This window comes from Vibrio sp. M60_M70, assembly GCF_037162085.1.
Taxonomy (GTDB): Bacteria; Pseudomonadota; Gammaproteobacteria; order Enterobacterales; family Vibrionaceae; genus Vibrio; species Vibrio diabolicus.
Map to the genome: position 1 here is coordinate 1,377,995 of NZ_JARLUL010000002.1, position 25,823 is coordinate 1,403,817.

The following is a 25,823-nucleotide window of genomic DNA, read 5'->3' on the forward strand; positions in this document are numbered from 1 at the left end:
GTAATATTAATCCACGCTAAAAACTTGGTGATGGAACAGCTGATCAACGATTTCATGAGATGTCGCTGACGACCCTAGCTCCAACCCTGATAAATCAAAGTTCTCTAATGCCACGGACATTGTGTTGCTGTCTTCTCCAGTAATCGTCAAGTTCAGAGTATCTTGGGCACTATCGTAGTCTGCGCTTACGTGTTCCAACAAGTTATCCATATCCGTTGTGTCGTCACCGACAAACTCAAGAATGTCACTCAAATCCAACTTGTCTTCATCCAGCCTAAAGTCTTTAATCACATCTCTTGATGACGTCATGTCCAGTGATTCTTGAGTAAAGGTGAAGGTGTCAATACCCTCTCCACCTGTCAAGATGTCACTGCCTAGGCCTCCCATCAGGATATCGTTTCCAAGCCCACCAACCAGAATGTCATCGCCTGCGCCACCATTCAACGTATCTTCACCTGCTTGACCTAGCAAAATATCAATGCTTTCGCCACCAGTGATGCTATTCGCAAACTCATCTCCCACCGACGCATGGCGCTCAGTTTGCACAATATCGGTGCCAGAATCGTTCAATGTAAGTGTAAAGACGTTTTCACTTATGCCACCTTTACCATCAGACACTTTAAACAAGAAATGCAAATCCGCCTGCTGGTCTCCCTGTAGAGTAAGCTCATCGCTTTGAGTAAAGCTATAACTGCCATTGGATGACACTTCCAAAGTGCCGAACGCTGTCTGGATATGAAGCTGACCATCTACGTCACTGGTTGAAGAAACTAACGGCTGATTTACGGTTACACCGTGCAGATCTGCGCCCAACAGAGTGAAATCGCCTTCTGCCAAAGAAACGGTCATGCTATCACCATTAGCGTCCTGGCTTCCCGCCAGTAACTCTCCGGCAATTGGATCGGGAGAGAACTGGTTTAGGTACTGCCCCAAGTCTTCACCTGAGTCGATAAACACCACTTTGTCGCTAAGCTCATCTAGAGCCTCTGCGGCTTTGACATTATCAGAGAGAGCAATACCAATCCCATATACCTTGGCGTCATGAGTCTGTTTGTAATCCTCCCAGCGCTCGTCTAGATCAGGAGAAGTAACAGCGCCCTCGCTAGGGTTGGGTTCGCCATCTGAGATAAAGAATATGGTGTCCTTACTCTCTGACGGTTTTTCTGGACCGAAATAGTCCCAACCATCCTGCCAAGGGTAAACGGCATTACTTGCCTCACCAGGCTCCATTACAGCCTCTAAAGCTTTATCGTAATCCGTATTGGTACCGTATTCTACGTCACACCAGTTGCGCACATATTCTGACACTTCATTTTGGAAACTTAAATCGTTTGGATCACGGCCATTCATCTCTGGTGGGCGTGTCATCAACTCAACTTCACTCAAGGTCAGCCAGCTATGTGTGGATGTATCTCCGTCGAAACGTACCAGGCGGATATAGGTATTTGATTCTCCTCCATCGGCAATCATGTTTTCAACCATGGAATGTAACGCTGCTGCTGCTTTGTAAGCTCTCGATTCAGTTTTCGGTGCGGTTGCCTCACGACCCACGGTATTTTCACCGTCAAAGGTGCGGGTCATGCTGTTCGAGTGGTCGAACACTACCGTCACTTTATTGATCGGTAGGTCTTCCATCTGAGCATAGCCCTGAACTGGAGATGAGGTTGGGGCATGGTTCTCAGTGACATTCAGGATAACCTGAGTTGTATCTGTATCCACACCATCGCTTGCAGACACTTCCAACTGATACGTTTGCTGAGTCGAGTGATCCAGTTTTACACCATCTTTCAGCCAAATCTCACCACTATTAGAGTCAACACGGAATAGATCAGCATCACCACCACTCAATTCATACTTTATGGTGTCACTGCCATCCGGATCAAACGCTTCCACCTGGCCGACTAATACCCCAACTTCTTGCTCAGCGACGTCAAAGCTTGCTGTATCTTCTGTTGGCATACCGTTGGCATCCGTGCCGTGGGTTTGATCTGCATCACCGGCACTGATGAATTCTGGTGCGCGATCTCGGATATCAATGGTAACTTCACTATTTGTAGTATCACCGTCAGCATCGATAACCGTAACGTCAAGCTTCTCTTGTTGATGACCTACAACATTGCTCGCTTGATAGTCGTAGTGGCCATTTTCAAAGTTAATGGTCAGCTTGCCGTGGTTGGTATCAATCTGCGCCAGAGAATGATCCGATATTTTCGTGCCATCGCTGTTAGTGACATCACCGTTTACTTTGTTGTAGTAATATATCTCGCCATCGATAGTGATGTGATCTACCCACTGAGCATCACCGCCATTGTCATCCAGAAGGTTGCCTTGCAACTGGCCTGAGACCGTTTTACTAAGCAAATCCCCAATCTGAGAATCATCTACAACGACAATAGCACTGCCTTTATCTGTCGCGATCGACTCCAGATGTTCCAGAGACGCTCCATTACCAATACCAACAGACCAGATATTTTCAACATCCTGACCGCTAATGCTGATGCTATTTTCCATCGCATTTTGCAGAATGATGCCCTCTTCTTCAGAAGTAGGCTGAACCCGACCATTCACTATGTCCTGATAACGCTGTTCACTTTCAAAATCATCTGATGTTGACCACTTAATCAAGTTTTCACGGGTTTGAATTTCTCCCACGTTCGTTTGATTTGTCCAATAGGTAAAATCGGAAGGTCGACCATCTGAGATAAAGTAAAGCTGGGTATCGGTATTACTAAGCAATGCGTCATCTTCTGGATCACTAAGTATTTCATTTATTTGGTCAACGGCCTGGTTATATGGCGTCGATGCATATGGATGTATACCAGAGATAAAGGCATCAATGGCCTCGGCAGAATCTAGCCACTCAGAAATCTGGCCAGATGGTTGTCCGCTGTAAGTTGCAATTCTAAAACTTACTGGACCCAAATCTTGGTATTGCTCAAACATTGACTTAATAGAGTCTTGAGCAAGTTGCCAGCGAGTAACATATTGTCCGTCTGCATCTGTTACCCAGTCGAGCATTGATTCTGACGCATCAAGTGCAATCACAACACTATTACTTTGTGAATCAACATCATTTATTTCGTAGTGAGCTGAAGACGATGACGGTAATGAGTCCGTTACATTCAGATGCAAGGTGGCACTCTCAGACTGACCTCCGGCATCCACCTCTACGCTAGCGCGGATATCCAGCATGTCCGCCCCCTGCTCAGCATGATCAAGAGGCATATGTTGATCAACTGTGAAATGACCCGTTTTGCTATCTATGTTGGCTTGAACCACTTTGATGCGATCGGCACCTGTTCCAGTATAACCAGTTAGAGTGCTCTGATCTGCACTCACATCAAACACAACCTCTTTACCATCGCTGGTGAAACCACCTAGGTTTTGATCGGCGTTGAAGTGATATTCAGCCTCCGTTGCAGAACCGAGGTTTGCGATAAAGTTGCCTTCAGCATGTACGCCAGTATCCGTGCCAACTTGAGATTCATCCAATGCTGCGTGCGTATCATTAAGCGACATAGGCTCGCCCATCACACTAACGGTAACTTCTGCTTTATCAGTCAGACCGTCGTCATCACGGATGGTATATTCGAAGGTATAATCTTTCACTTCACCCGTTTTCAGGGTTTGTTGATCAGCTGGCAGTGACTCTAGATACTTGGCCGCATCAAAGACCAATTTACCATCTTGCAGACTGAGGAAACTTTCTGATGGATAGTCGATAATAGTCAGAGCGTCACCATCCGGGTCGCTGTCATTCGCTAGAACATCCAGCTCTAACGTGCCTGAGCCGTTGGTCTGGTAAGCTTCATCAAAGGTCGTCAGGTCCGCTGATACCTGAGTAATAAAGTACTCTGAACCTTTAGGATCAATGATATCGTCTTTATAGCTGGTAGTAGACATTTCAATACTATCGAAGAAACGCCCATCTGCATTGATGTTGACTACTTGATTACCACCACGGGTACCTTCAAACACACCTGTCGCAACCAAGTCACCTTTGTAGTAAGCCTTCCAAACACCGCGCTCAATACCAGGCTCCCAGCTACCGTTCGAAGTGTCTGTCCATAGGTTTTTCACTTCAACTTCAGCATGATCGGCAACCTGACCATTAGCGAAGGAGAAGCGCATTGCTTCACTTTGTCCAGTTGCATCATCATATCGAATCTGACCATCTTGAACCCGGTCTGAGCCACTGTCTAGCGCAGAACTAACGCCATATTTGTGGTCTCCGTCACCAACATAATCAGCTTTCGATGCATCAGAAACCTTGTTTCCAGATCGAGTATCAATCACATAGTAATCGACTGTGATATCAGTGCTATCATCCCAGTTGCTCTGGTCAATTGTCTTGGTTGTTTTTTCAATGCCCTTATCATCTTCAGCAATAGGGGCTTCATTAATATCGCGAACCAACACTTCGACCTGAGCGGTGTCTTTACCGCCAAACTGGTCACGAGCTTCCACTTCTAGCTGGTAGTTATCGATAGATTCATGGTCCAGATTTGCACTATTTTTGACACTGATCTCACCAGTAAGACTGTTGATTTCAAACAGTTCGTTATGACCGTTTAAGTGATACGTAATCTGACTGTCCTGATCGACATCGAATGCATTTACTTTTCCAATTACACCCGATTGACTGTTTTCATCAACGCTAAACTGGTAACTATCGATGTCGGTTTTACCTTGGGCATCCAGACCAAAGTTGTCATTACTCCCACTAACAAATTCAGGAACATCATTAGTGCCCGTAATATCAATCACGATGTTTTGTTGGGTGCCATCGGTCGTCGTAAGAGTGATGGTGTCTTGCACCTGGTCACCCTCGTCCAGCTGTTGCACCTGGCTTTGGTCCAGCGTATACGTCCATTGCCCATCCACCAATACCAGCTCACCATAGGTGCCCGTAACGGCAGTGTTGCTGAACACTGGCTCATCGCCATTATCAACATCAGAAATAGTAATGGTACCTGTTGCGGTCGCGACATCACCGAGATTTCCTTCAGTCACCTTACCGGTGAACGTGCCTGTCACGACTGGCGCGTCTTCGGTGCCCGTAATATCAATCACGATGTTTTGTTGGGTGCCATCGGTTGCCGTCAGGGTGACGGTGTCTTGCACCTGGTCACCCTCGTCCAGCTGTTGAACCTGGCTTTGGTCCAGCGTATACGTCCACTTCCCATCCACCAATACCAGCTCACCATAGGTGCCCGTGACGGTGGTGTTTGCAAAAATCGGATCGTCGCCATTATCAACATCAGTAATAACAATGGAGCCTGTTGCGGTCGCGACATCACCGAGGTTGCCTTCGGTCACCGATCCCGTGAACGTGCCCGTCACGACGGGCGCGTCTTCGGTGCCCGTAATATCAATCACGATGCTTTGTTGGGTGCCATCGGTCGCCGTGAGAGTGGTGGTGTCTTGTACCTGATCACCCTCGTCCAGCTGTTGAACCTGGCTTTGGTCCAGCGTATACGTCCACTTTCCATCCACCAATACCAGCTCACCATAGGTGCCCGTAACGGCAGTGTTGCTGAACACTGGCTCATCGCCATTATCAACATCAGAAATAGTAATGGTACCTGTTGCGGTCGCGACATCACCGAGATTTCCTTCAGTCACCTTACCGGTGAACGTGCCTGTCACGACTGGCGCGTCTTCGGTGCCCGTAATATCAATCACGATGTTTTGTTGGGTGCCATCGGTTGCCGTGAGAGTGATGGTGTCTTGTACTTTTTCACCCTCGTCCAACTGCTGAACCTGGCTTTGATACAGCGTATACGTCCACTTTCCATCCACCAATACCAGCTCACCGTAGGTGCCCGTAACGGTAGTGTTGCTGAACACTGGCTCATCGCCATTATCAACATCAGAGATAGTAATAGTACCTGTTGCGGTCGCGACATCACCGAGGTTGCCTTCGCTCACCTTGCTGGTAAACGTACCGTCAACAATAGGCGTGTCTTCGGTGCCCGTAATATCAATCACGATGTTTTGTTGGGTGCCATCGGTTGCCGTCAGGGTGATGGTGTCTTGCACCTGCTCACCCTCGTCCAGCTGTTGAACCTGGCTTTGGTCCAGCGTATACGTCCACTTCCCATCCACCAATACCAGCTCACCATAGGTGCCCGTGACGGTGGTGTTTGCAAAAATCGGATCGTCGCCATTATCAACATCAGTAATAGCAATGGAGCCTGTTGCGGTCGCGACATCACCGAGGTTGCCTTCGCTCACCTTGCTGGTAAACGTACCGTCAACAATAGGCGTGTCTTCGGTGCCCGTAATATCAATCACGATCTTTTGTTGGGTGCCATCGGTTGCCGTCAGGGTGACGGTGTCTTGCACCTGGTCACCCTCGTCCAGCTGTTGAACCTGGCTTTGGTCCAGCGTATACGTCCACTTCCCATCCACCAATACCAGCTCACCATAGGTGCCCGTGACGGTGGTGTTTGCAAAAATCGGATCGTCGCCATTATCAACATCAGTAATAGCAATGGAGCCTGTTGCGGTCGCGACATCACCGAGGTTGCCTTCGGTCACCGATCCCGTGAACGTGCCCGTCACGACTGGCGCGTCTTCGGTGCCCGTAATATCAATCACGATGTTTTGTTGGGTGCCATCGGTCGCCGTGAGAGTGATGGTGTCTTGTACTTTTTCACCCTCGTCCAACTGCTGAACCTGGCTTTGATACAGCGTATACGTCCACTTTCCATCCACCAATACCAGCTCACCGTAGGTGCCCGTAACGGTAGTGTTGCTGAACACTGGCTCATCGCCATTATCAACATCAGAGATAGTAATAGTACCTGTTGCGGTCGCGACATCACCGAGGTTGCCTTCGCTCACCTTGCTGGTAAACGTACCGTCAACAATAGGCGTGTCTTCGGTGCCCGTAATATCAATCACGATGTTTTGTTGGGTGCCATCGGTCGCCGTCAGGGTGATGGTATCTTGCACCTGCTCACCCTCGTCCAACTGCTGAACCTGGCTTTGGTCTAGCGTATACGTCCACTTTCCATCCACCAATACCAACTCACCATAGGTGCCCGTAACGGTGGTGTTTGTAAAAATCGGATCGTCGCCGTTATCAACATCAGAGATGGTGATGGTGCCTGTTGCGGTCGCGACATCACCGAGATTACCTTCGGTCACCGCCCCCGTGAACGTGCCCGTCACGACTGGCGCGTCTTCGGTGCCCGTAATATCAATCACGATGTTTTGTTGAGTGCCATCGGTCGCCGTGAGAGTGATGGTGTCTTGTACTTTTTCACCCTCGTCCAACTGCTGAACCTGGCTTTGATACAGCGTATACGTCCACTTCCCATCCACCAATACTAGCTCACCGTAGGTGCCCGTAACGGCAGTGTTGCTAAACACTGGCTCATCGCCATTATCAACATCAGAAATAGTAATGGTACCTGTTGCGGTCGCGACATCACCGAGGTTGCCTTCGGTCACCGACCCCGTGAACGTACCGTCAACAATAGGCGTGTCTTCGGTGCCCGTAATATCAATCACGATCTTTTGTTGGGTGCCATCGGTCGCCGTCAGGGTGATGGTGTCTTGCACCTGCTCACCCTCGTCCAGCTGTTGAACCAGACTTTGGTCCAGCGTATACGTCCACTTTCCATCCACCAATACCAGCTCACCATAGGTGCCCGTAACGGCAGTGTTGCTGAACACTGGCTCATCGCCATTATCAACATCAGAAATAGTAATGGTACCTGTTGCGGTCGCGACATCACCGAGATTTCCTTCAGTCACCTTACCGGTGAACGTGCCTGTCACGACTGGCATGTCTTCGGTGCCCGTAATATCAATCACGATCTTTTGTTGGGTGCCATCGGTTGCCGTCAGGGTGATGGTGTCTTGTACCTGCTCACCCTCGTCCAACTGCTGAACCTGGCTTTGATCCAGCGTATACGTCCACTTTCCATCCACCAACACCAACTCACCATAGGTGCCCGTAACGGTAGTGTTGCTGAACACTGGCTCATCGCCATTATCAACATCAGAGATAGTAATGGTACCTGCTGCGGTCGCGACATCACCGAGGTTGCCTTCGGTCACCGACCCCGTGAACGTACCGTCAACAATAGGCGTGTCTTCGGTGCCCGTAATATCAATCACGATCTTTTGTTGGGTGCCATCGGTCGCCGTGAGAGTGATGGTGTCTTGCACCTGCTCACCCTCGTCCAACTGCTGAACCTGGCTTTGATCCAGCGTATACGTCCACTGCCCGTCCACCAATACTAGCTCGCCGTACATACCCGTAACGGTAGTGTTGCTGAACACTGGCTCGTCGCCATTATCAACATCAGAGATGGTAATGGTGCCTGTTGCGGTCGCGACATCACCGAGATTGCCTTCAGTCACCGCCCCCGTAAACGTGCCCGTCACGACTGGCGCGTCTTCGGTGCCCGTAATAGAGATCACAACTTCATGCTCAGTGCCATCTACAGATAAAACGGTAATACTTCTGATGATTGGGTCACTGTCATGATCCAAAGCCTGCACTTCTTCGTGCTCATTATTCAGCTGATAATTCCAGTTACCGAAAGCATCAATTGAGAAGACGCCCCAATAACTATCTTGAACCTCACTCTGTGATTGGAATAACGCTTCACCTGTATTTGGATCAGTAACACTGAGGTTGCCAGAAGTTCCAAGCGTCACGTCTTCTTGAACGGCACCTCTATCTTCACCATCAATCAACGCTTCAGTTTCACCAAGCTCTGAGGTTGTGAATCGAGAAATATTAAATAGCGTTGTACTTTGCTCTGTCGTCACGCCGGCGGTTTCAAAAAAAGTACTTGCTAGTACTTCTGCCCCCGTTCGTTCAACAGTGCCAGAGGCCGTCAAACTTGAACCCGTAACTTCACCAGCTTCAGTAGCATATTCATCACCTAGTTCGCTCGGGTCTTGTCCTTTTTCGATGGCCTCTAATATTTTCGCAAGCTTGTCGGTAGAATCAGTTTGAGCTTCACCTTCTGTGTCAGCAATATATACATGCTGAGGTTGGATCTTCCCCTCTACTAATTCAACGACCACTTCTCCCGGTAACAAGTTTTCTTTAGACGCAAAAGCTTTAATTTGACCATCTAGGCCGATTACAACATAGGTTTGTGCGGTTAATTTTGATGGTCCAACCAAGAGCTTATACCTCATTTAGTAAATACAAAAATCTCAAAGTCCATAAAACTAAGAAAGTAATAAGACTTATTTTCAAGAAGCGATATACACAATTGGGCGTAAGCTAGCATCAATTAACCCACCTAAAACACGCAATTATCCTATCAATAATTTTCATGTTTTAAATTTGTTTTATTTTGCACCGTAAAAACATATGTTATGCGACCTATTTTTAATATTCTTTAAACTTGTCATTAAATTTTCATTGAAATAGCAGCTTACATTCCAAAAAAGCAAGCAAAGGGAAACGTTTGCCTTGGGTAATATTAGTAATCTTTAATATTTATTTTTGAAAAATAACTGGCGTTAAATTATTTGGGGAGATTTTAGTGAAGCTAAGTAATATTAGTATCGCGTGTTTTGGTTTGCTAATACCACTGGTTTCTAGCGCACAAACTTTAGAACAAGCAATAGCGACAACATTTGCAACGAACCCTGATATCAAAAGTGCGTTTAACGAGTATATGAGTAGTCGTTATATTATCGATAAATCACGTGGAGCATATAAACCTAGTCTCGATATTGACGCGGGTATCGGTTACGAGAGCATTCACCCTTCCGACTCTACTGGTAAGAGTGATACCGAGATGACCCGTAAAGATATGGCAATTACTCTTACCCAGTTGATCTGGGATGGTTCAAAAACCCTATATGACATTGATCGTACCTCTGCAGATGCAGAGTCTGTGCGTTATCAGTTGCTTGCAGATGCCCAAAATGTTGCGTTAGAAGTCATCAAAGCTTATTTGGATGTAGTAAAAACACAAAAGCTGACTGCGCTTTCCACTAGCAACCTAAACACACATAAGCGAATTTATACTGATATTAAAAAGCGTACAGAGTCAGGAATTGGCTCAGTTGCCGACCTTAACCAGGTTAAAGCTCGTTTAGCAAAAGCTCAGAGTAATGTTTTAGCTGCACAAAATAACCATAAAGACGCTCAAACAGCATTCTTTCGCTTAGTTGGTGAAGCACCAACTAACCTTATTTTTCCGCACGCAGACCAAAACTTTATCCCCAATTCTCTAGACGAGGCCCACTCGCAGGCTTTTGACAATCATCCTGTCATAAAAATAGCACTCGCAGATGTCGATTCTGCCAGGTTCCAATATAAACAAGCGGATGCAAACTATTTCCCAGTCATCTCATTTGAAGCGAAACAAAGCTGGAACGATGATGTAGGAGGAGTAAATGGTCTCAACTCTGAAACACAAGCAATGCTTCGTGTCCGATACAACCTTTACAACGGTGGCCGAGACTCTGCGAACAGTGACAGTATGGCCTATCAACTCAATAAAGCGAAAGACCTCAGAGAGCGAGCATACCGAAGTGTGGAGCAAGAGCTCCGCCTTTCGTGGAGCGCTCTTGAACTGACTAAACAACAAAAGTCTTTTTTAATACAACACGTTGATTCCATGTCAAACACCGTTATTGCATACCAAAAACAATATCGTATTGGAAAGCGCACCCTACTTGATCTGCTGAACACTGAAAACGAGTTGTTTGAATCACGCAAAAACTACTTAGAAACACAATTTGCACAGCAATACGCACAATATCGGACCCTGACTTCAACCGGGCAGCTTTTAGACGCATTGCGCGTCGACATACCGGAAGCGTGGACTCAATCGGTGGAGTACTAAATACAATGAAAAAGAACCTTCTAATCACTCTGGCTTTAATCATAATTAGTCATCATAGTGCGTACGCACAAGATGAGCTGACGTACATTCCTATACCAAAGGCGAATCAGATTGCTGACCTAAACGACTTGGACAAAGATGGTGTGATAAACGCTCGTGATCTTTGCGCAGGCACTCCAATAGGGGCAGAAGTGGACAATGATGGTTGTGAAACCTATTTGCATAAAGAAGAGCAATACCAACTTAAGATTTTGTTTGATAATGACTCTGCTCTTATTAACCAAATTTTTAAAAACAAGATAGATGAGTTGGCTGCATTTCTTAAAAAGTATCCAACCACTTCTATAGAGATACAAGGATACGCAAGTAAGGTAGGACGCGCAGAATACAATTTAAACCTATCTCGCCATCGTGCAGAGAATGTACGCAATCTATTGATAAAAAAAGGAATCCCGGGTGACCGCCTCGCAATTATTGCTTTTGGCGACACACAGTTAGCAGAGCCGGGTATGGATCGTGTCAGCCACGCATTAAACCGCCGCGTTACTGCCACTGTTGTCGGCCAGCAAGGGATGGTTAAAGATGAGTGGACGATATTCACTACCTTCCCAGAAGTAAAATAAACTTATACCCCTGCTTATTTGCATAGATGAGTGGGGGTATTTTTATGCCATTACGCCCAACTAATTAGACACAACTAATAAAACAAACACTAACATTAATCATAACTCACTAATATTATAGTAAAAATTAAAAGTGAGCCTTTGCTCTATATTAGTAGTAATATATTAGAGTCAAAATGAGAACCACCAATACTTTTAAATGGGAAGAAGATAAGCCAATCAATAACACTGAGGGGTTTAAGCAATCACCTTTCTTCACCACAATATGAAATCAATTTATTATATAGCTTTAATAAATCAATCATCTATTGAGGAAACATAATAAAACATGACAGAAACATGTCTTCGTAGATTGAGCCAGTTATTAAAACATTACAAACACTCTCAAACGTATCAGGTAAACCTCGACGATTTAGAACTGGTTTTTTCAACTTCTAGACGCAACATATCTAATATACTGAGAATACTTGACAGCTACAATTGGATCCATTGGGAGCCAGGTCGTGGCCGTGGGAAAGCCAGCACACTAAAAGTGACGGTAACAATACATCAAGCCCTCTACTTTACGATTCGTAATGAAATCAACAATGGTAGCTTTGACGTCATCTCGAGGTTACTTGAGCATTACCGTAGCACTGCTGTAAGCGCACTTAGCCAAGCACTCGCAGAAGTTTCAGAAGAAAACAAAGATTCAAATACACTCATCGTCAGCCAGTATCCTTGGGTAGATGAGCTAACCCCTTCACTGACTTATCGCTTTTCAGAACTGCAGGTAATACGCAGCTTGTATGACACCCTATTTACCGTTGATCACTACGGTCAATTAAAAAATCACCTCGCTTGTGAGTACAAAAATGAAGGCAGTTGTATATATATTTGGCTCCGCCCTGATATCTACTGTCACGATGGGCTAACATTACAAGCAGAAGATGTCGTACACTCTTTAAATAAGCTCGTTACAACAGATGGCCCCGTCCAAAAATTACTTCAGCAAGTCACTCGTATCAGCTTCGATAATGCCAAACAAGCTATACGTATTGACTTAAAGCAGCCTAATAACTTATTCATTTACTGCTTAGCAACCGCAAATGCGTCTATCACTACTCGACGTCAGAAGAGCTTTAAAGGTCGCAGTATCACAATAGGTACTGGCCCATTTGTACTTAGGCATTGGGATACCGACAAAATAGTACTGAAGAAACATCATAACTATTTCGCAAAAAAGGCATTATTGGAGCAAATCACGCTCTCTCATCAAGGGACTGAGCTGGATCAATACATCAGTTATAATCAGGAAACTGACGATACCGAATGTTATATGATTCAGGCATTTTCTTTTCTAGCACGTAATCGTCGCGCCGAGTGCTCACTAAGCGAGCAAACTTGGCAGCGCCTATTTTCTTTTATCGAGAGTCGTAGATTTGAATTTGCCAAAGCGAATGGCTTGGAAACGATGCACATTCTCGATGATAGCTCTCACAACGAGGATGTTCCTCAGCTTGAGGGAACGTTGGTCATAACCCATCCAAAGTGGACGATTGATTATTTAAGTAAAGCGAACCAATGGATCGTAGATTTAATCCGTCAAACTGGGTTGCATGTAGAATTTGTGGAGCTAACTGACGCTAGTAATCCTCAACTTGTAAAAGAACAAGCCGACTTGCTCTTTGTCGAAGATGTCGTTGAGCCACCTTTAACCTATGGAATTTATGAGTGGCTATTAACAGGTACAGGTATTCGATTTGCTCTTCACTCTGATGAATTTGAACAGCATGTTAATCACGTACACGATGCAGTCTCAGATCCCACGCCTGAAAAACGTTTGGAGGGAATACTCTCAGAGCTCAGAGATGATACAACAATCTTACCATTGTTCTGGGGGCAAGAAAAAATCACCAGAGCGAAAGGTGTAAGCGGTGTTCAACTCCGTAAATCTGGGTACAGTGATTTCTACAAACTAAGAGTCAGGGCCGGACAAGACTAATCTGTTAGAAGCTTCTGTTTACTAATTACTTTTGTAATCTACGATGTGAGTTTTCAAAATAATGCTTAATCACACTAAGCGAGCACAAAATTGAACTCACCGACGACTCGACCATCAATGTTGACAGGCTCAAACTGCAAATAATCACGGGCTTTTCCGCCCCACCACTCGTTACCAGTTCGCCCTTTCAAATAAAGCTGAGTCGTTAACAGCTCTTTCTCTCCACGCCACAATTTTACGTGGATGTGGGAGGTCGAGAGCTATATGGAACCGGAAATAACGTTTGAAAAAGGTAATTCCCATCTTCGCCAGTTAAAACTGCACCAAAGCCTGCAAAGTGAGGATCAAACTTATTATTGTTAGGTTGATTCGGGTGATCATAGATGCCTTGTCCATCACATTGCCATATTTCTATTTTCATTTCAGACAATGGGTTTCCTGCTGTATCCATTACCTTACCCTGAAGAAAAATGGGCTCACCAATAAGACCTTTCGACTGCAAAATCAAATTTTGACGAAGTGGCACTGGAACCACGGGATAAAATGGCCCTTCCGTTTGAGGCGGTGTCGGCTTCATTGGGCTAGCGGATTTTAGCGAAGGCGCAAATATTAGCGACCATAAAGCTAAAAAGTGTCTACGTTCCATATCATCACCAGTGATTGTTTACCTTACTTAAGTTTGGTGATTCTTGATGATTTTTCCAGCGTAGCAGTACACTAAAACAAACATGCCTCTGTTCAGGGCAACGCTGAACAGAGGCATTTACAAATTAGCTACTAATAATTAAACGGCTTCAAAGGCTAGTGCTTTCTTCTCTACCTGACGGAAGATAAGAGTGAGCAAACCATTTACGGTTAAATAAAATGCGCCTGCAATACCAAATACCGTCAACGTATCGTAAGTTTGTGCGTTAATGCGCTGCGCGTAACCCATCAGATCCATGATCGTGATCGTGCTCGCTAATGACGTGCCTTTGAAGACCAAAATCACTTCGTTCGAATAAGCCGGAACGGCACGACGAATAGCGTATGGCAGCAGCACTTTCAGTGTTGCGGTTTTGTTCATACCTAATGCACGACACGCTTGCCATTGACCGGAAGGAATCGCGTTAAACGCACCTTTAAACAGCTGAGTACTGTACGCCGCGGTATTCAACGCTAACGCCAACATCGCACAGAACCAAGGTTGGCTTAACCATGTCCAGAATACGCTTTCTCTTACAACATCAAACTGACCCGGACCGTAGTACACCAAGAAGATCTGTACCAACAAAGGCGTACCAGTAAACAAGGTGATGATGCCACGGCTTACCCAATGCAAACCCGGAGTACGTAGGATCAGAGTCAGCGTCATCATCAAAGCTAAGAGGCAGCCGACAACCAAGGAAGCGGCGGTTAATTGAAGGCTAGTACCTAAGCCATCCACCATTTGCCAAACGTGTTGTTCGTTCATGCGGTTGCCTCCTGTCCCATGCTCATACCTTGAATTGAGAATTTCTTATCAATCAGTTTTACGGCACGTTGCGTAATCAAAGTAATGCCTAAGTAAATCGCCGCAGCGGTTGCGTACCATGTAAACGCTTCATGCGTCGCTGCAGATGTTAGCTGCGCTTGTTTCAACAAATCCGTTACGCCAATCAGTGATACAAGCGCGGTGTCTTTCAGCAGAACCAACCATTGGTTAGTTAAACCTGGTAGTGCGTGTCTTACTGCTTGTGGTAAAACAATGCGAACGAAAGCGTGTGCTTGACTGATGCCGAGTGCACTTGCTGCTTCTCTCTGCCCTCTTCCAACGGCTTTTAATGCGCCACGTAGAGTTTGAGAAGCGTAGGAAGCGAAGATCAATGACAACGCCACCACGCCAGACAAGAACGGGCTAACTTCAATAAAGTCGCCGGTGATTAAAAACAGAACCTGCGTCGAACCAAAATAGATGAACAACACGACAAGGATTTCTGGCAAGCCACGTACAATCGTCACAAACGCCGTCATTGGCCATTTAACGAAAACGCGGCGAGACATTTCACCACTGGCGAATACCACTGCCAGAATCAAACCGACTAAAAGGCTTGTGAAGGCCAGCTGGACAGTCATCCAACTAGCTTGAACAAGCGATAAAGAGTAACCCGTTAGTGCCATATTACTTACCGAAGTACTTGTTGTAGATTACGTCGTATTCGCCGTTTGCTTTCACTGTTTTCAGTGCTGTGTTCAGCTTGTTCACTAGCTCGTCGTTACCTTTATTTACTGCGATACCGAAACCGTTACCGAAGTATTTAGGGTTAGTGACGTGCTCACCCACGTAAGCTAGGTTGTCTTCTTTCTTGAACCATTCTGCTACGACTGCTGTGTCACCGAATACAGAATCAATACGGCCATTTTTCATATCGATGAACGCGTCTTGGTAGCTTGAGTAAGGAACCGCGGTTACGCCCGGCATTTGCTCAATCAGGTAGCTTTGGTGTGTTGAACCGTTTTGAACACCAACACGCTTACCTTCTAGTGCTTTTTGATCAGCCACTTTTTCTTTGATAGAAACAAACGCTGCTGAGTTGTCATAGTATGCATTCGTGAAATTCACTTGCTCCAAACGCGCCTCAGTAATGTCCATTGCAGAGATTGCCGCATCGTAGCGCTTGAATTTTAATGCTGGGATCAGGCTGTCAAAAGATTGGTTGTGGAAGGTGCATTTTGCTTCGATTTCTTTACATAGTGCGTTCGCCAGATCCACATCAAAACCTTGGATTTGGTTGTTTTCATCCATGTATTCGAACGGTGCGTACGTCGCTTCCATCGCGAATTTGATCTCTTCTTGTGCTACTGCGTTTGCTGCCATAGTTGCAGAAGAAAGGCCGATTAGTGAAGCTAGTAGAATCTTTTTCATTGCAATACTCCGTGTGTACTTAGTGGGCTGACACTCGCAATGACAGCCGAGCTTATCTGTTAAATAGACTGAACTTTAAAAACGTAATTTAGTGATTTAAGTAGTCAGCAAACTGGGCGGTTTGCGGGTTAGAAAACGAATCATTTGTGCCGTGCTCGACGATGTGCCCTTTTTCTAAATACAGTACGTGGCTAGCGATTTTCTTGGCGAAATCCACTTCGTGCGTCACAACTACTTGTGTAATTCCGGTTTCGCTTAAATCTTTAATAATCTTAACGACTTGGTTAGTAATTTCCGGATCAAGCGCAGCGGTCGGTTCATCAAAAAGCAAGACTTCCGGTTTCATCATCAATGCACGAGCAATCGCTACACGTTGTTGCTGACCACCAGAAAGTTGCATCGGCCATGCATCCGCTTTGTCTGCCAAATGCAGCGTTGCGAGAATTTGCATTGCCTGCTTCTTCGCTTCTTCTTTATCCATGCCAGCGACTTTTACCGGAGCCTCAATCAGGTTCTCCATCACTGTCATATGCGGCCATAGGTTGTACTGCTGGAACACCATGCCCACTTTACGACGAAGCGCTAAACCTTGCTTCTCTTTGATTTCAGTTGAAAAGTCGAATGCGTCATTAGCGATGTTTAACTGGCCGTTATCCGCTCCTTCAAGAAGGTTAAGAACACGTAGTAGAGAGCTCTTCCCTGCACCACTCGGACCGAGTAACACCAGTGTTTCGCCGCTTTCACACTTAAAGCTGACATCGTGAAGCACTTGTGTCTCACCGTAGGATTTATTGATTCCGCTTACCTGAATAGTCATGCTGACATACCGCATTAATTGTCACTTGGTATTTATATTACTCAATTGGACTTTTTATGCAATAAAAATGTATAAAAATTTAATTTGTTAATTTTTTGTATGATCAGAAACCACCAAGACAGAGTATCTGACTGGTTTGAAGAGTGAGTTTTAACTGAATTTGTTGAAGAAAATCCAACGACATGGTGACGACCGAAACAAGGTTAAAATGGTGGTTACTTTTGTGCTGACGTGTAGAGGAAGTTTTGAGTCGATGAGGATACTCTATTCCAAGCACACCCGCTCATTTTTGCACAGCATCCCCTGTTAGTTTTCCTGTAAAGTCCTCTATGGTAGGGGCCAGATTACGACTTCGCGAATGGACTATAATTTCTTTTTGTATCTGACTCTTAATTTGAGTCATCTAAGTATTAATGGGATAACTCCATGTTGAAGTTGCATTGTTTTTCTCTCGTTACACTCATTTCTTTGAGCTTGCTTTCTGTACCCAACGTTTGGAGTAAAACAGCAATCGTGTTACCTGGGTTGCATGAACAGGGTATTGATCTTCAAGATAAGCCTATCTCTGCTGCCGCTGCACTTGAATGGGAGTTGGATAATGCCGATATCGTGTTTGGAGCTTACGAAAATAAGAGTGATAACGAGCGTGTAAAAGCGCTTGGTTACATGTACAACCAAAAGCTGGAACTTAACTCAGGTTGGCTGGAAAACGATATACGTAACCAAGCAGAACTGAATGGAGTTGACTACGAAGATTTCTTTCTCCACTTTTCTGAAGACACTATCATCGCAGAGGTTGACTCAAGCCATGGCGAGAATACTCTACTCAATCGAAAACCGATGATCTTTGTCTATACGGCTAGCGCTGACCACGCCGGTTTTTGGCTATATCAACCACCGCCATGGGATGCTGATGTATTTGGCCAGGCGAATAATGGTGGAGCCCTCTATGTCTATCACTCAGAGAAGTTCGACCGCTTAGCCTTTACGTTCTCTCAGCTTGCTCAAGGTGGCAGCTTTACGATTGAATACCCTTCTGCTATCGACTCGTTTGGTCAGGTATCGGAGTGGAAGCCCTTTGATATTAAGAAGGATAGAACACAGGGCATGACCAAAGACCAAACAGTAAACTGGTCTGTTCCTTCGGATTGGGTTCGCGCTACAACGCATGATGGTAGCGGAAAAACTTATGGTGGCGGTCAGTACTTTGGCTCCACCTTTTTACGCGACGGCGGCCGCCTTTACTTTGCGAAAATTACTTGGCATGACGACAACATAGAAAACCGCCCACGTCTCGAAAACATTCAACTCAAAGATAGCTTCCCTGTCGTCAATGTCTCAGGAGCACCAACGGAGACACCTGAAGGTCAAACCATTCAACGCTGGCGACAAATTCGTGGCTTCGACAAATCTGCAGATCGAAACCAAGACAATTATCTTTCTTGGCATGAATACAAAAACCGTTCGAATAAGAATGCAACGGCACGATTTCGTTGGGAGTCACGGGTTATTCCATTTGGTCGTATGTGGAATCAAACCTCTTCTTGGGCATTGACCAATCTCGGCAATCCCGTTTTTACCAATACAATGCGCCACTATTACCAAGCTGAATGGGCGAAACAAGGTTTAAATGGTGCGTACAACGACGACACGAATAAGTTACTCGGAGAAAATCAGTTCTACGTTTATTCCGGTGGTACGGTGGATGAGCTTGGTTTGGTGGCGGGTAGCCAAGCTGCTGACGATGCGTACCAAGCGCAATTCTCGGCGTTCTTAAACAAATTGGCGACGCTGGATGCGGATGCGTTAATTGGCCTCAACATAGGCGCGGCCAACTTATTCGGTCGTAACGGCCAAAACCACTTGGTTGGTGCTGGCTCCTTGTACTTGCGCGAGCATTACCTTTTCCCTTCTACCGGCTTTAGTGGCTATGCTGGCTTGGCTAAGTTTTGGGACAACTCTTCTCTCGCCAAAGTTGGCCAGAAAGTGATTTATCAAGCAACAACGCGTTATGGTCGCGTTCAATACTTTGGTAACACACAAAACAATTGGAAGCAGGACCAATATTCTGCACTAGCGGTGTTCTACTTAAACTATCACCCTGAGCACAGTTACTTTAGTCAGTGGAATAATGGTTACGTATATGGAAGCAATAACACCACCGGTAACAACTTCTGGAAGGCAGGCGTACCAAAGAATATTGCTTATCAACCTAGCACCTTGCTTGCCATCGATTTAGGTACGCCAGCCAATCAAATCCCAGATGGGTATCAGGCGACTCCGCTAATGATCTCCACCAGCACGCCCTATTCCGCCGATTACACGGTGATTGGAGATGCTTCTATGAGCAAAGTGGCTCATCCTGACTTGCCTAATGGCGCTATCGAATTGTTACCAACCCATACGTACTTTGCGTATCGCTCAGACGATACGGTAGTGATGCATGGCCCTACGGAGATGGTGTTAGCCCGAGAGTTCACCAAAGGCCGAGTGCTGTATCGGACTGATTTCTTTGGCAAGAATATCGATTACTTCTCCTCACCGAAGATAACTATCGCACTTCCAGAGCCTATGCGACCTGTAGATCAAGACGGTAACATCGGCGACTATGTTTCTCACATTGAGATCGGCGGCTACGAAGGGGGGTTCTTGCTGTATTAACTCCCTTTCAACCACTCTCACTAAACGCTTCATAAATCGCCGTTTTTATGCTTAACGTCACTGAAAAAACCTTGTTCACTGAATCTTTATAAACCGATGTATATACTGAAGTAAATGACAACGACAAGGAAATTCAGTCACATGAAGACGACACCTTCAATGCTCTCTGTTCTGCTGCTATCAGCATTATCAACTCACGCAAATGCGGATGAATGTGGAAAAATAACCATCGCGGATATGAATTGGAATTCGGCCAGCTTAATGGCGCACATCGACCAATTTGTCTTAAATGAAGGCTACCAGTGCGATGCGGAATTGATCCCTGGTGATAGCGTTCCTACAGGCACCTCTATGATTGAAAAGGGGCAGCCTGACGTTGCGCCAGAGTTATGGACAAACGGTATTAAAGAAGCACTTGATAAAGGGATTGCGGATAAACGCTTGCGTATCGCTGGTGAATCGCTTGTCAATGGCGGTGAAGAAGGGTTTTGGGTTCCCGCCTATCTGGTAAAACAATATCCAGAGCTCGCGACGATAGAAGGCGTCATCAAGCACGCCAAACTATTTGAACACCCAGAGGATGATGACAAGTTCGCCTTTTATAGCTGCCCTGCTGGTTGGACATGCCAAATCACCTCCGGTCACTTGTTTAATGCATTAGGGTTAAGTGAGCACGGCTTTGAGATGGTTGACCCAGGCTCTGGCGCAGCATTAGCTGGCACCATCGCCAAAGCCTATGATCGCAAAATGCCTTGGTTTGGTTACTACTGGTCACCAACACCCGTATTGGGCAAGTATGATATGGTCAAAGTGGATTTTGGTAGCGGAACGGATCTGGAAGAGTATCGCAACTGTACCACCCAGCCTGATTGCGCTTCACCAAAAGTAACAATGTACCCACCTTCTCCAGTTCGCACAGTAACAACTGAGGCGTTTGCGAGCAAAGAACCCCAAGCATTCGCGTACTTGCAGAAACGCGGATTTACCAACGAGCAAATGAGTGAAATGCTGGCCTGGATGGAAGATAACTACGCAGATGGTGAAGAAGCGATGTTTTACTTCTTTAATACCTACCCTGACTTATGGAAAGGTTGGGTATCTGAAGACGTAGCGGTGAAAATAGAAAAAGCGCTTTGATGATTGATACTTAGAGTGCCACAAATCATTTAACCTCCCATACCGTTTGAATAAACGGCATGGGAGACTAATCAACGATTCGTTAATACATGGTGTGGCCATTCAATGTTTCTTTAGGAATCTCTTGCAGAGCGTCCCAATGTTCGACGATTTTCCCATTATGATCAAAACGAAAGAAATCCATCGTCACGTATTCAATATCATTAGGCCATGTTTGGTGAGTGTGTAGTGCCACCAAATTCCCCTCAGCAATGGCTCGCACAAACGTAATGTCTTTATTGGGATACTCGTTTTGCATCCGCTCAAAATACTCGATAAAAGCCTCAGGGCCATTTCCAACTAATGGATTGTGCTGAATGTACTCATCGCCAACGTAGTCTTCAACTGCCTTTTTTGGATTACCTCGATAGGCGGTTTCGTAAAACGCAATGGCATTTCTTTTGTTCTCTTGCAGGTCCATTTTTCTTCCCTATGTCGCTCTACTTGGTATTTAACGATAATCATAGCCTTAGAACCTAAGAAGTGACCGAACATCGCGCACAAAAAAGGCCGCTAAACCGCAGCCTTCTCACTTGAAACTTGGAATCACCGTCCCTTCAGAGCTTAAACCACACCACCAGCGCCCTGCATGGAACGCTCACTATTCTCCACTAGCAATGCAGTTGCGGTTTGTTTCAATGTTTCCCACTCTTGGTCTTCGACAAAAATACCATTTTGCCAAGAGGCTTGTTGCGTGTTGCTTAACTCATCGCCTTCAATGTGAATGGTGTATCCCTGTGCGCTTTTCTCGATATCGAAATCGTTCACAGAGAGTTCGATAACCATACTATGCAAATTCGTATCATGCCCATCAAACTGATCCGAGAAAAAGACTTCTGGCGCGATTCGTCCACGGTTTAACACATAAAGCGTTCGTTTTGGACTAGAGCCATTGACCCATTGTGCACGGCACGCGATGCCTTTTGCAGAGAGCTTCAACAACTCACTAAAACCTAGCCAACGGTTATGGCACTGTTTCAATGTGATATTAATCGACTTGCTGTTGATCATTTTCTCAAGTGCGAAATCCAACACGGCGGGTAAGTGGCACGCCACACTGCCATTGTGCAAATCCATCTCGATACTCGATGGCGTGCTGTTGGTCACCGATACGGCGCAGTCCGAATCTAACCCAAGAAACAGGCTGGCGTTATTAAAGTGACGCACCCCGTGCAAGCCAACCATTTGCAAGTCCGCCACCATGTTCGCAATGACATCCGCCTCACCACAGTGACGGCGCATGCCAAGAAATGCCTTATTAACCGCGGCCACCAATTCGTTGTGAGAGACGATCATAATGCAAATCCTCCGTTGATTTTTTGATTGTCACTTTGCGCAATTTCTTCTCGTTCCGGCATGCTCGGGAAAATCCATGTGTCCGCCAGTTTAGGATCGTGAATTTCATCTAACAGCGGCGCACCTTGGAAGAAAGTAACTCGAACCCAACGATCCGAGCGCGGATCAAACTTAGTCGCACCAAAGATCGCCAACTTACAACGCAATAAGTGCATTGGCAGTGCATCTTGGCGTAGCACGTTCATTTGAATATCACCCATTGCTCGATTGCCTAACGTCCATACGCGACGTGTGATCGAACGGTAAGTCGGTTTTTGCAATAGAAACTCTGCTACGGACATTTCTTCATCACAACCAAGCAAGGCGTGGTACAAGCGATTCACTTGTCTGCCGATATCAAGCGGCAGCTCTTTTTCTTCTCCTGCCTCTTCCCCACGAACACCAAGCCTTGGTTCTTCTTTGTCTTGTGAACGATACCAGAACCAGTAGTTGTTCTCGGCTAGTGAGTAATCCGCATCAATCGCCCAGCGGTATTTGCTTTGCAACACCTCAAGTAAATCTTGGATCTTTTTCCCGCCCGGAATAGATAACGTTTCATCCGTATTCATTTGGCTGGCAAATTCGTCCACTAAAGATGGGTAGAGCTCGATCAAGCAAGAGGTGAGGATTTCTTGGGCTTCCACACTCATTGTTTTCTTTTGCTCGACCAAACTCGCCCAGTTCGGATGTGATGCCATTAACGTTGTTAGCTCCGATAGCAGTTGTTTGATGTCTGCTGTCGCTTGATGATTGAGCCTGTCTTGATGTTCATTGATGGTGATGACTTGCTCTAAATGACGCTGCGCTTTTTGTAGTAATCCTTGCAAAGGAGCATGGAATGAAGCTTCACACGGCATCGCAAAGACTCGCGCTACCGCACGTTCGCGAGAGGTCATCCATTGGTCAACGATGCACGGGTGATTAATCAAGTATGGAGCCATGCCCAAGCCAGTAGCATTGCCGACACCAAGGTAGCGCTGCAAGCCACGATGCAAAGCCACCGCGTTGTCGCCTCCTTGCTGAAGTGCTAGGTAGTGCACCCAATCCAGGCTGAATTCACGCAACATATATACGGCACACATTTGCGCACTAAAAGACTGGCTGAAATCTGGGTTATTCTCTAACAGTTTGAAATCGGCGATACCAAACTTTCCGTTACCATAAACAGCTGTGGTGCGCAGGATATAACCCACTTCCGCCAGCTCTTTTGGCTCGGGCTGCTTGCCTTGAGAAAGCGCGCTAACAATGTGCTCAAACACGCGCACGCTTTTGTTTGCGCGAGCCAGAACAAGTACGTTGTTTGGATTGCGTCCCGCTTCTTGCAGCGGTACATTTGCTCGCAATCTTTCCAACAAAGTAACATCAACATCGCCTTGAACCAGTGCGAATGTGACGTCCCACTTTTCAGCAATGACGCGGTCATTACGCTCGTCATCAGCAATTTCATCACAGAAAACCACCAAATGATAAACGTGCTCTGGCGTGGTCAACTTGTAAATAACGTGACCATAACCACGTGGACAAAGTTGCCACTCATGCTTGGTTACTTGCCAGTTTTGGCTTGCCATATTACGAATCAGACTACGAACAAAGCTGATTCGGTTTTGGTGCATTGCGCCAAGCCTTTCGGCTGCCATGACAATCGCTGCATCGCGCATAGTTGCTTCCGTATAAGTAGAACGATGTGCATCCATTTTGCTCACCACCTATTTGTTATTGTAAGAATACTAGGGTTTGTGCGGATGCAGGAGGAAAACACCCGCACAAGCTCCACGTTGTTTGAATTAGATAATTGTTATAGTCCTTGCTCTTTCGCCATTTTGATTGCGATTTGCGGTGCATTCCAAAGTGACGGCAACAGAATCAGCGAAACCGGAACCGCGGTAATTACAATGAAAGATTGCAGTGCAGAGATGCCGCCAGAGCCAAGCGAAATCAGGATCAGAGCTGTCACACCCATCATTACGCCCCAGAAGGTACGGATGATCGCATTCGGCTCCGTTTCACCACTGATCACGACACTGATTGTGTAGGTCATTGAGTCGCCCGTCGTGACGATGAAGATCGTGGTTAAAACCAGAAATAGAATTGAAGTCAGCATTGGCATTGGTAGTTGCTGAGTCACCGCAAGCAAAGCACCTGGCAAGTTAAAGCCTTCAAACGCCGCACTCACACTACCCGGCTCAGCAATTTCAAACGCAAGGCCAGATCCGCCTACAATCGTGAACCAAAAACAGGTGGTGAGCGGAGCCACAATACTGATGGTTGAAATAACTTGGCGAATAGTGCGACCACGGGAAATACGCGCAATAAAGATTGCCATCATCGGACCATAACCAAGGAACCAGCCCCAGAAAAATACTGTCCACCAGCTTAGCCAACCTTCATCACCGCGGTAGGTCGCCATTGGGATAAAGTTATCCAGCATGCTTCCGACACCTTGAATGTATCCGTTAAAGATAAAATTCGTAGGGCCAAAAAACAGGATGTAAACCATCAATGCCATTGCCAGAATCACGTTGTAACGACTAAGCAGTTGCATGCCTCGGCTTAATCCACTGAGTGCAGACAAGGTGTAAAGCGCAATCGCAAACAAAATGATAATAAGCTGAGTGGTAAAGCCATCAGGAATATCAAACAGCGCATTTAACGCGTAGCTAACCTGCAAGCCTAGAAACCCAATTGGCCCGATGGTGCCCGCGGCTACCGCGATAATGCAGCATGCGTCAATCAATGCACCGAGTTGGCCTTTAAGTGCTCGTTCGCCCAACACTGGATAAAGTAAAATACGGGGTTTTAGCGGTAAGCCTTTGTCGTAATGCAGGTGCATCACCACGATGGAAGTTAAGCTACCGACAATCGCCCAAGCCAGAAAGCCCCAGTGCATAAAGGATTGCGACAACGCATTCACCGCACCTTGCTGCGGGTTATCTTGCGCGCCGTATAAAGGGGGTGGGCTAACATAGTGTGCTATAGGCTCAGCCGCGGCCCAGAAAACACCACCACCAGCCAATAAGGTACAGAAAATAATCGCCATCCAGCGGAAAGAATCCATTTCTGGTTTAGCAATCCCGCCCAACATCACCTTGCCTGTTCGCCCTGCAGCCAAGCCAAGACCAATAAGAAAAGTGAGAAGCAGCAGTAACTGCCAGTAAGGACCAAACACCTGCACAGCCCAGCCAAAGCCGGCGTTAACGATCGTAGATAATAGCTCGCCGTCATAAAGTGCAATAGCAACGAACAACGCGATAAAACCACCGCTATACCAAAAGGCCGGGTTATTCAGTCCTAATTTGTCCGTCGTGTTTTCTGTTGTTGATGTGTTGTGTGTTGCTTTTGACTTGTCCGATGACACGCTCATCGTGGAAGCTTTCATGCTATTGGTTAAATCAGACATACTCTGGCTCCAGAGGTTCTTTGCAGCTGCCAAAGACTGGCTACAAATGTGAGTTTTACGCCTGCCGTATTGTTGTTATGTAGGCAGGCGGTTCCTAATTTTGGGTGT

Annotated in this window: 14 protein-coding genes and 1 pseudogene; 5 read left to right on the top strand and 10 right to left on the bottom strand. The window is 46.1% G+C overall.

The features are described 5' to 3' along the window. Positions 1–6 precede the first annotated feature (6 nt). Positions 7–9,156 (bottom strand): VCBS domain-containing protein, encoded by a 9,150-nt coding sequence (locus P4S59_RS21825; protein ID WP_337169050.1) that lies wholly within the window; start codon positions 9,154–9,156, stop codon positions 7–9. Between the two features lie 368 nt (positions 9,157–9,524). Here P4S59_RS21825 and P4S59_RS21830 point away from each other — a divergent pair, with 368 nt between their 5' ends. From P4S59_RS21830 to P4S59_RS21840, 3 genes are all read left to right on the top strand, one after another. Continuing rightward, the gene (locus P4S59_RS21830) at positions 9,525–10,838 is read left to right on the top strand and encodes a TolC family outer membrane protein (RefSeq protein WP_074190888.1); all 1,314 of its coding nucleotides are present in this window, start codon (positions 9,525–9,527) and stop codon (positions 10,836–10,838) included. A gap of 5 nt (positions 10,839–10,843) precedes the next feature. Further along, positions 10,844–11,461, top strand: coding sequence for an OmpA family protein (locus P4S59_RS21835; protein ID WP_199804406.1), 618 nt, complete (start codon positions 10,844–10,846; stop codon positions 11,459–11,461). A 328-nt stretch (positions 11,462–11,789) separates the two neighbouring features. After that, complete coding sequence (locus tag P4S59_RS21840; RefSeq protein ID WP_337169051.1) at positions 11,790–13,445, top strand: ABC transporter substrate-binding protein; 1,656 nt, start codon at positions 11,790–11,792, stop codon at positions 13,443–13,445. A gap of 74 nt (positions 13,446–13,519) precedes the next feature. Here P4S59_RS21840 and P4S59_RS21845 read toward each other — a convergent pair. From P4S59_RS21845 to artP, 5 genes and pseudogenes are all read right to left on the bottom strand, one after another. Further along, positions 13,520–14,091, bottom strand: a pseudogene (locus tag P4S59_RS21845) (protocatechuate 3,4-dioxygenase). Positions 14,092–14,229: 138 nt separating this feature from the next. Next, positions 14,230–14,898 carry an arginine ABC transporter permease ArtM gene (gene artM, locus P4S59_RS21850; RefSeq protein ID WP_048625186.1) on the bottom strand — a complete coding sequence of 223 codons (669 nt, stop codon included), beginning with the start codon at positions 14,896–14,898 and terminating at the stop codon, positions 14,230–14,232. Beyond that, positions 14,895–15,584 carry an arginine ABC transporter permease ArtQ gene (gene artQ / locus P4S59_RS21855; RefSeq protein ID WP_005388570.1) on the bottom strand — a complete coding sequence of 230 codons (690 nt, stop codon included), beginning with the start codon at positions 15,582–15,584 and terminating at the stop codon, positions 14,895–14,897. Before artQ ends, artM begins: the two co-directional genes overlap by 4 nt. A gap of 1 nt (position 15,585) precedes the next feature. After that, a complete protein-coding gene (locus P4S59_RS21860) occupies positions 15,586–16,329 on the bottom strand; it encodes an arginine ABC transporter substrate-binding protein (RefSeq protein WP_152813847.1) in 744 nt (247 codons plus the stop codon). Positions 16,330–16,417: 88 nt separating this feature from the next. Beyond that, on the bottom strand, positions 16,418–17,146 hold the full coding sequence (artP, locus tag P4S59_RS21865) for an arginine ABC transporter ATP-binding protein ArtP (protein WP_017634245.1): 729 nt from the start codon (positions 17,144–17,146) through the stop codon (positions 16,418–16,420). A gap of 426 nt (positions 17,147–17,572) precedes the next feature. Between artP and P4S59_RS21870 the strand changes: the two genes are divergently transcribed. Then, entirely contained in the window at positions 17,573–19,807 is a 2,235-nt protein-coding gene (locus P4S59_RS21870) for a hypothetical protein (RefSeq protein ID WP_337169052.1), read from the top strand. A gap of 141 nt (positions 19,808–19,948) precedes the next feature. Then, positions 19,949–20,944: an ABC transporter substrate-binding protein gene (locus P4S59_RS21875; RefSeq protein WP_085343647.1), complete on the top strand. Its 996-nt coding sequence runs from the start codon at positions 19,949–19,951 to the stop codon at positions 20,942–20,944. An 82-nt stretch (positions 20,945–21,026) separates the two neighbouring features. Here P4S59_RS21875 and P4S59_RS21880 read toward each other — a convergent pair whose 3' ends face one another. The 4 genes from P4S59_RS21880 to P4S59_RS21895 form a co-directional block, all read right to left on the bottom strand. Continuing rightward, a complete protein-coding gene (locus P4S59_RS21880; protein WP_048625191.1) occupies positions 21,027–21,404 on the bottom strand; it encodes a nuclear transport factor 2 family protein in 378 nt (125 codons plus the stop codon). 143 nt (positions 21,405–21,547) lie between these two features. After that, positions 21,548–22,279, bottom strand: coding sequence for a DUF3726 domain-containing protein (locus P4S59_RS21885; RefSeq protein ID WP_085343646.1), 732 nt, complete (start codon positions 22,277–22,279; stop codon positions 21,548–21,550). Beyond that, positions 22,276–24,012: a hypothetical protein gene (locus tag P4S59_RS21890; protein ID WP_085343645.1), complete on the bottom strand. Its 1,737-nt coding sequence runs from the start codon at positions 24,010–24,012 to the stop codon at positions 22,276–22,278. Before P4S59_RS21890 ends, P4S59_RS21885 begins: the two co-directional genes overlap by 4 nt. 101 nt (positions 24,013–24,113) lie before the next feature. Continuing rightward, a complete protein-coding gene (locus P4S59_RS21895; RefSeq protein WP_085343644.1) occupies positions 24,114–25,715 on the bottom strand; it encodes a BCCT family transporter in 1,602 nt (533 codons plus the stop codon). Positions 25,716–25,823 lie beyond the last annotated feature (108 nt).

Coding starts and splice junctions, on each gene's coding strand:
- P4S59_RS21835 (WP_199804406.1), top strand. CDS start 10,844: ATGAAAAAGAACCTTCTAATCACTCTGGCTTTAATCATAATTAGTCAT.
- P4S59_RS21840 (WP_337169051.1), top strand. CDS start 11,790: ATGACAGAAACATGTCTTCGTAGATTGAGCCAGTTATTAAAACATTAC.
- artM (WP_048625186.1), bottom strand. CDS start 14,898: ATGAACGAACAACACGTTTGGCAAATGGTGGATGGCTTAGGTACTAGC.
- artQ (WP_005388570.1), bottom strand. CDS start 15,584: ATGGCACTAACGGGTTACTCTTTATCGCTTGTTCAAGCTAGTTGGATG.
- P4S59_RS21860 (WP_152813847.1), bottom strand. CDS start 16,329: ATGAAAAAGATTCTACTAGCTTCACTAATCGGCCTTTCTTCTGCAACT.
- artP (WP_017634245.1), bottom strand. CDS start 17,146: ATGACTATTCAGGTAAGCGGAATCAATAAATCCTACGGTGAGACACAA.
- P4S59_RS21870 (WP_337169052.1), top strand. CDS start 17,573: ATGTTGAAGTTGCATTGTTTTTCTCTCGTTACACTCATTTCTTTGAGC.
- P4S59_RS21875 (WP_085343647.1), top strand. CDS start 19,949: ATGAAGACGACACCTTCAATGCTCTCTGTTCTGCTGCTATCAGCATTA.
- P4S59_RS21880 (WP_048625191.1), bottom strand. CDS start 21,404: ATGGACCTGCAAGAGAACAAAAGAAATGCCATTGCGTTTTACGAAACC.
- P4S59_RS21885 (WP_085343646.1), bottom strand. CDS start 22,279: ATGATCGTCTCTCACAACGAATTGGTGGCCGCGGTTAATAAGGCATTT.
- P4S59_RS21890 (WP_085343645.1), bottom strand. CDS start 24,012: ATGGATGCACATCGTTCTACTTATACGGAAGCAACTATGCGCGATGCA.
- P4S59_RS21895 (WP_085343644.1), bottom strand. CDS start 25,715: ATGTCTGATTTAACCAATAGCATGAAAGCTTCCACGATGAGCGTGTCA.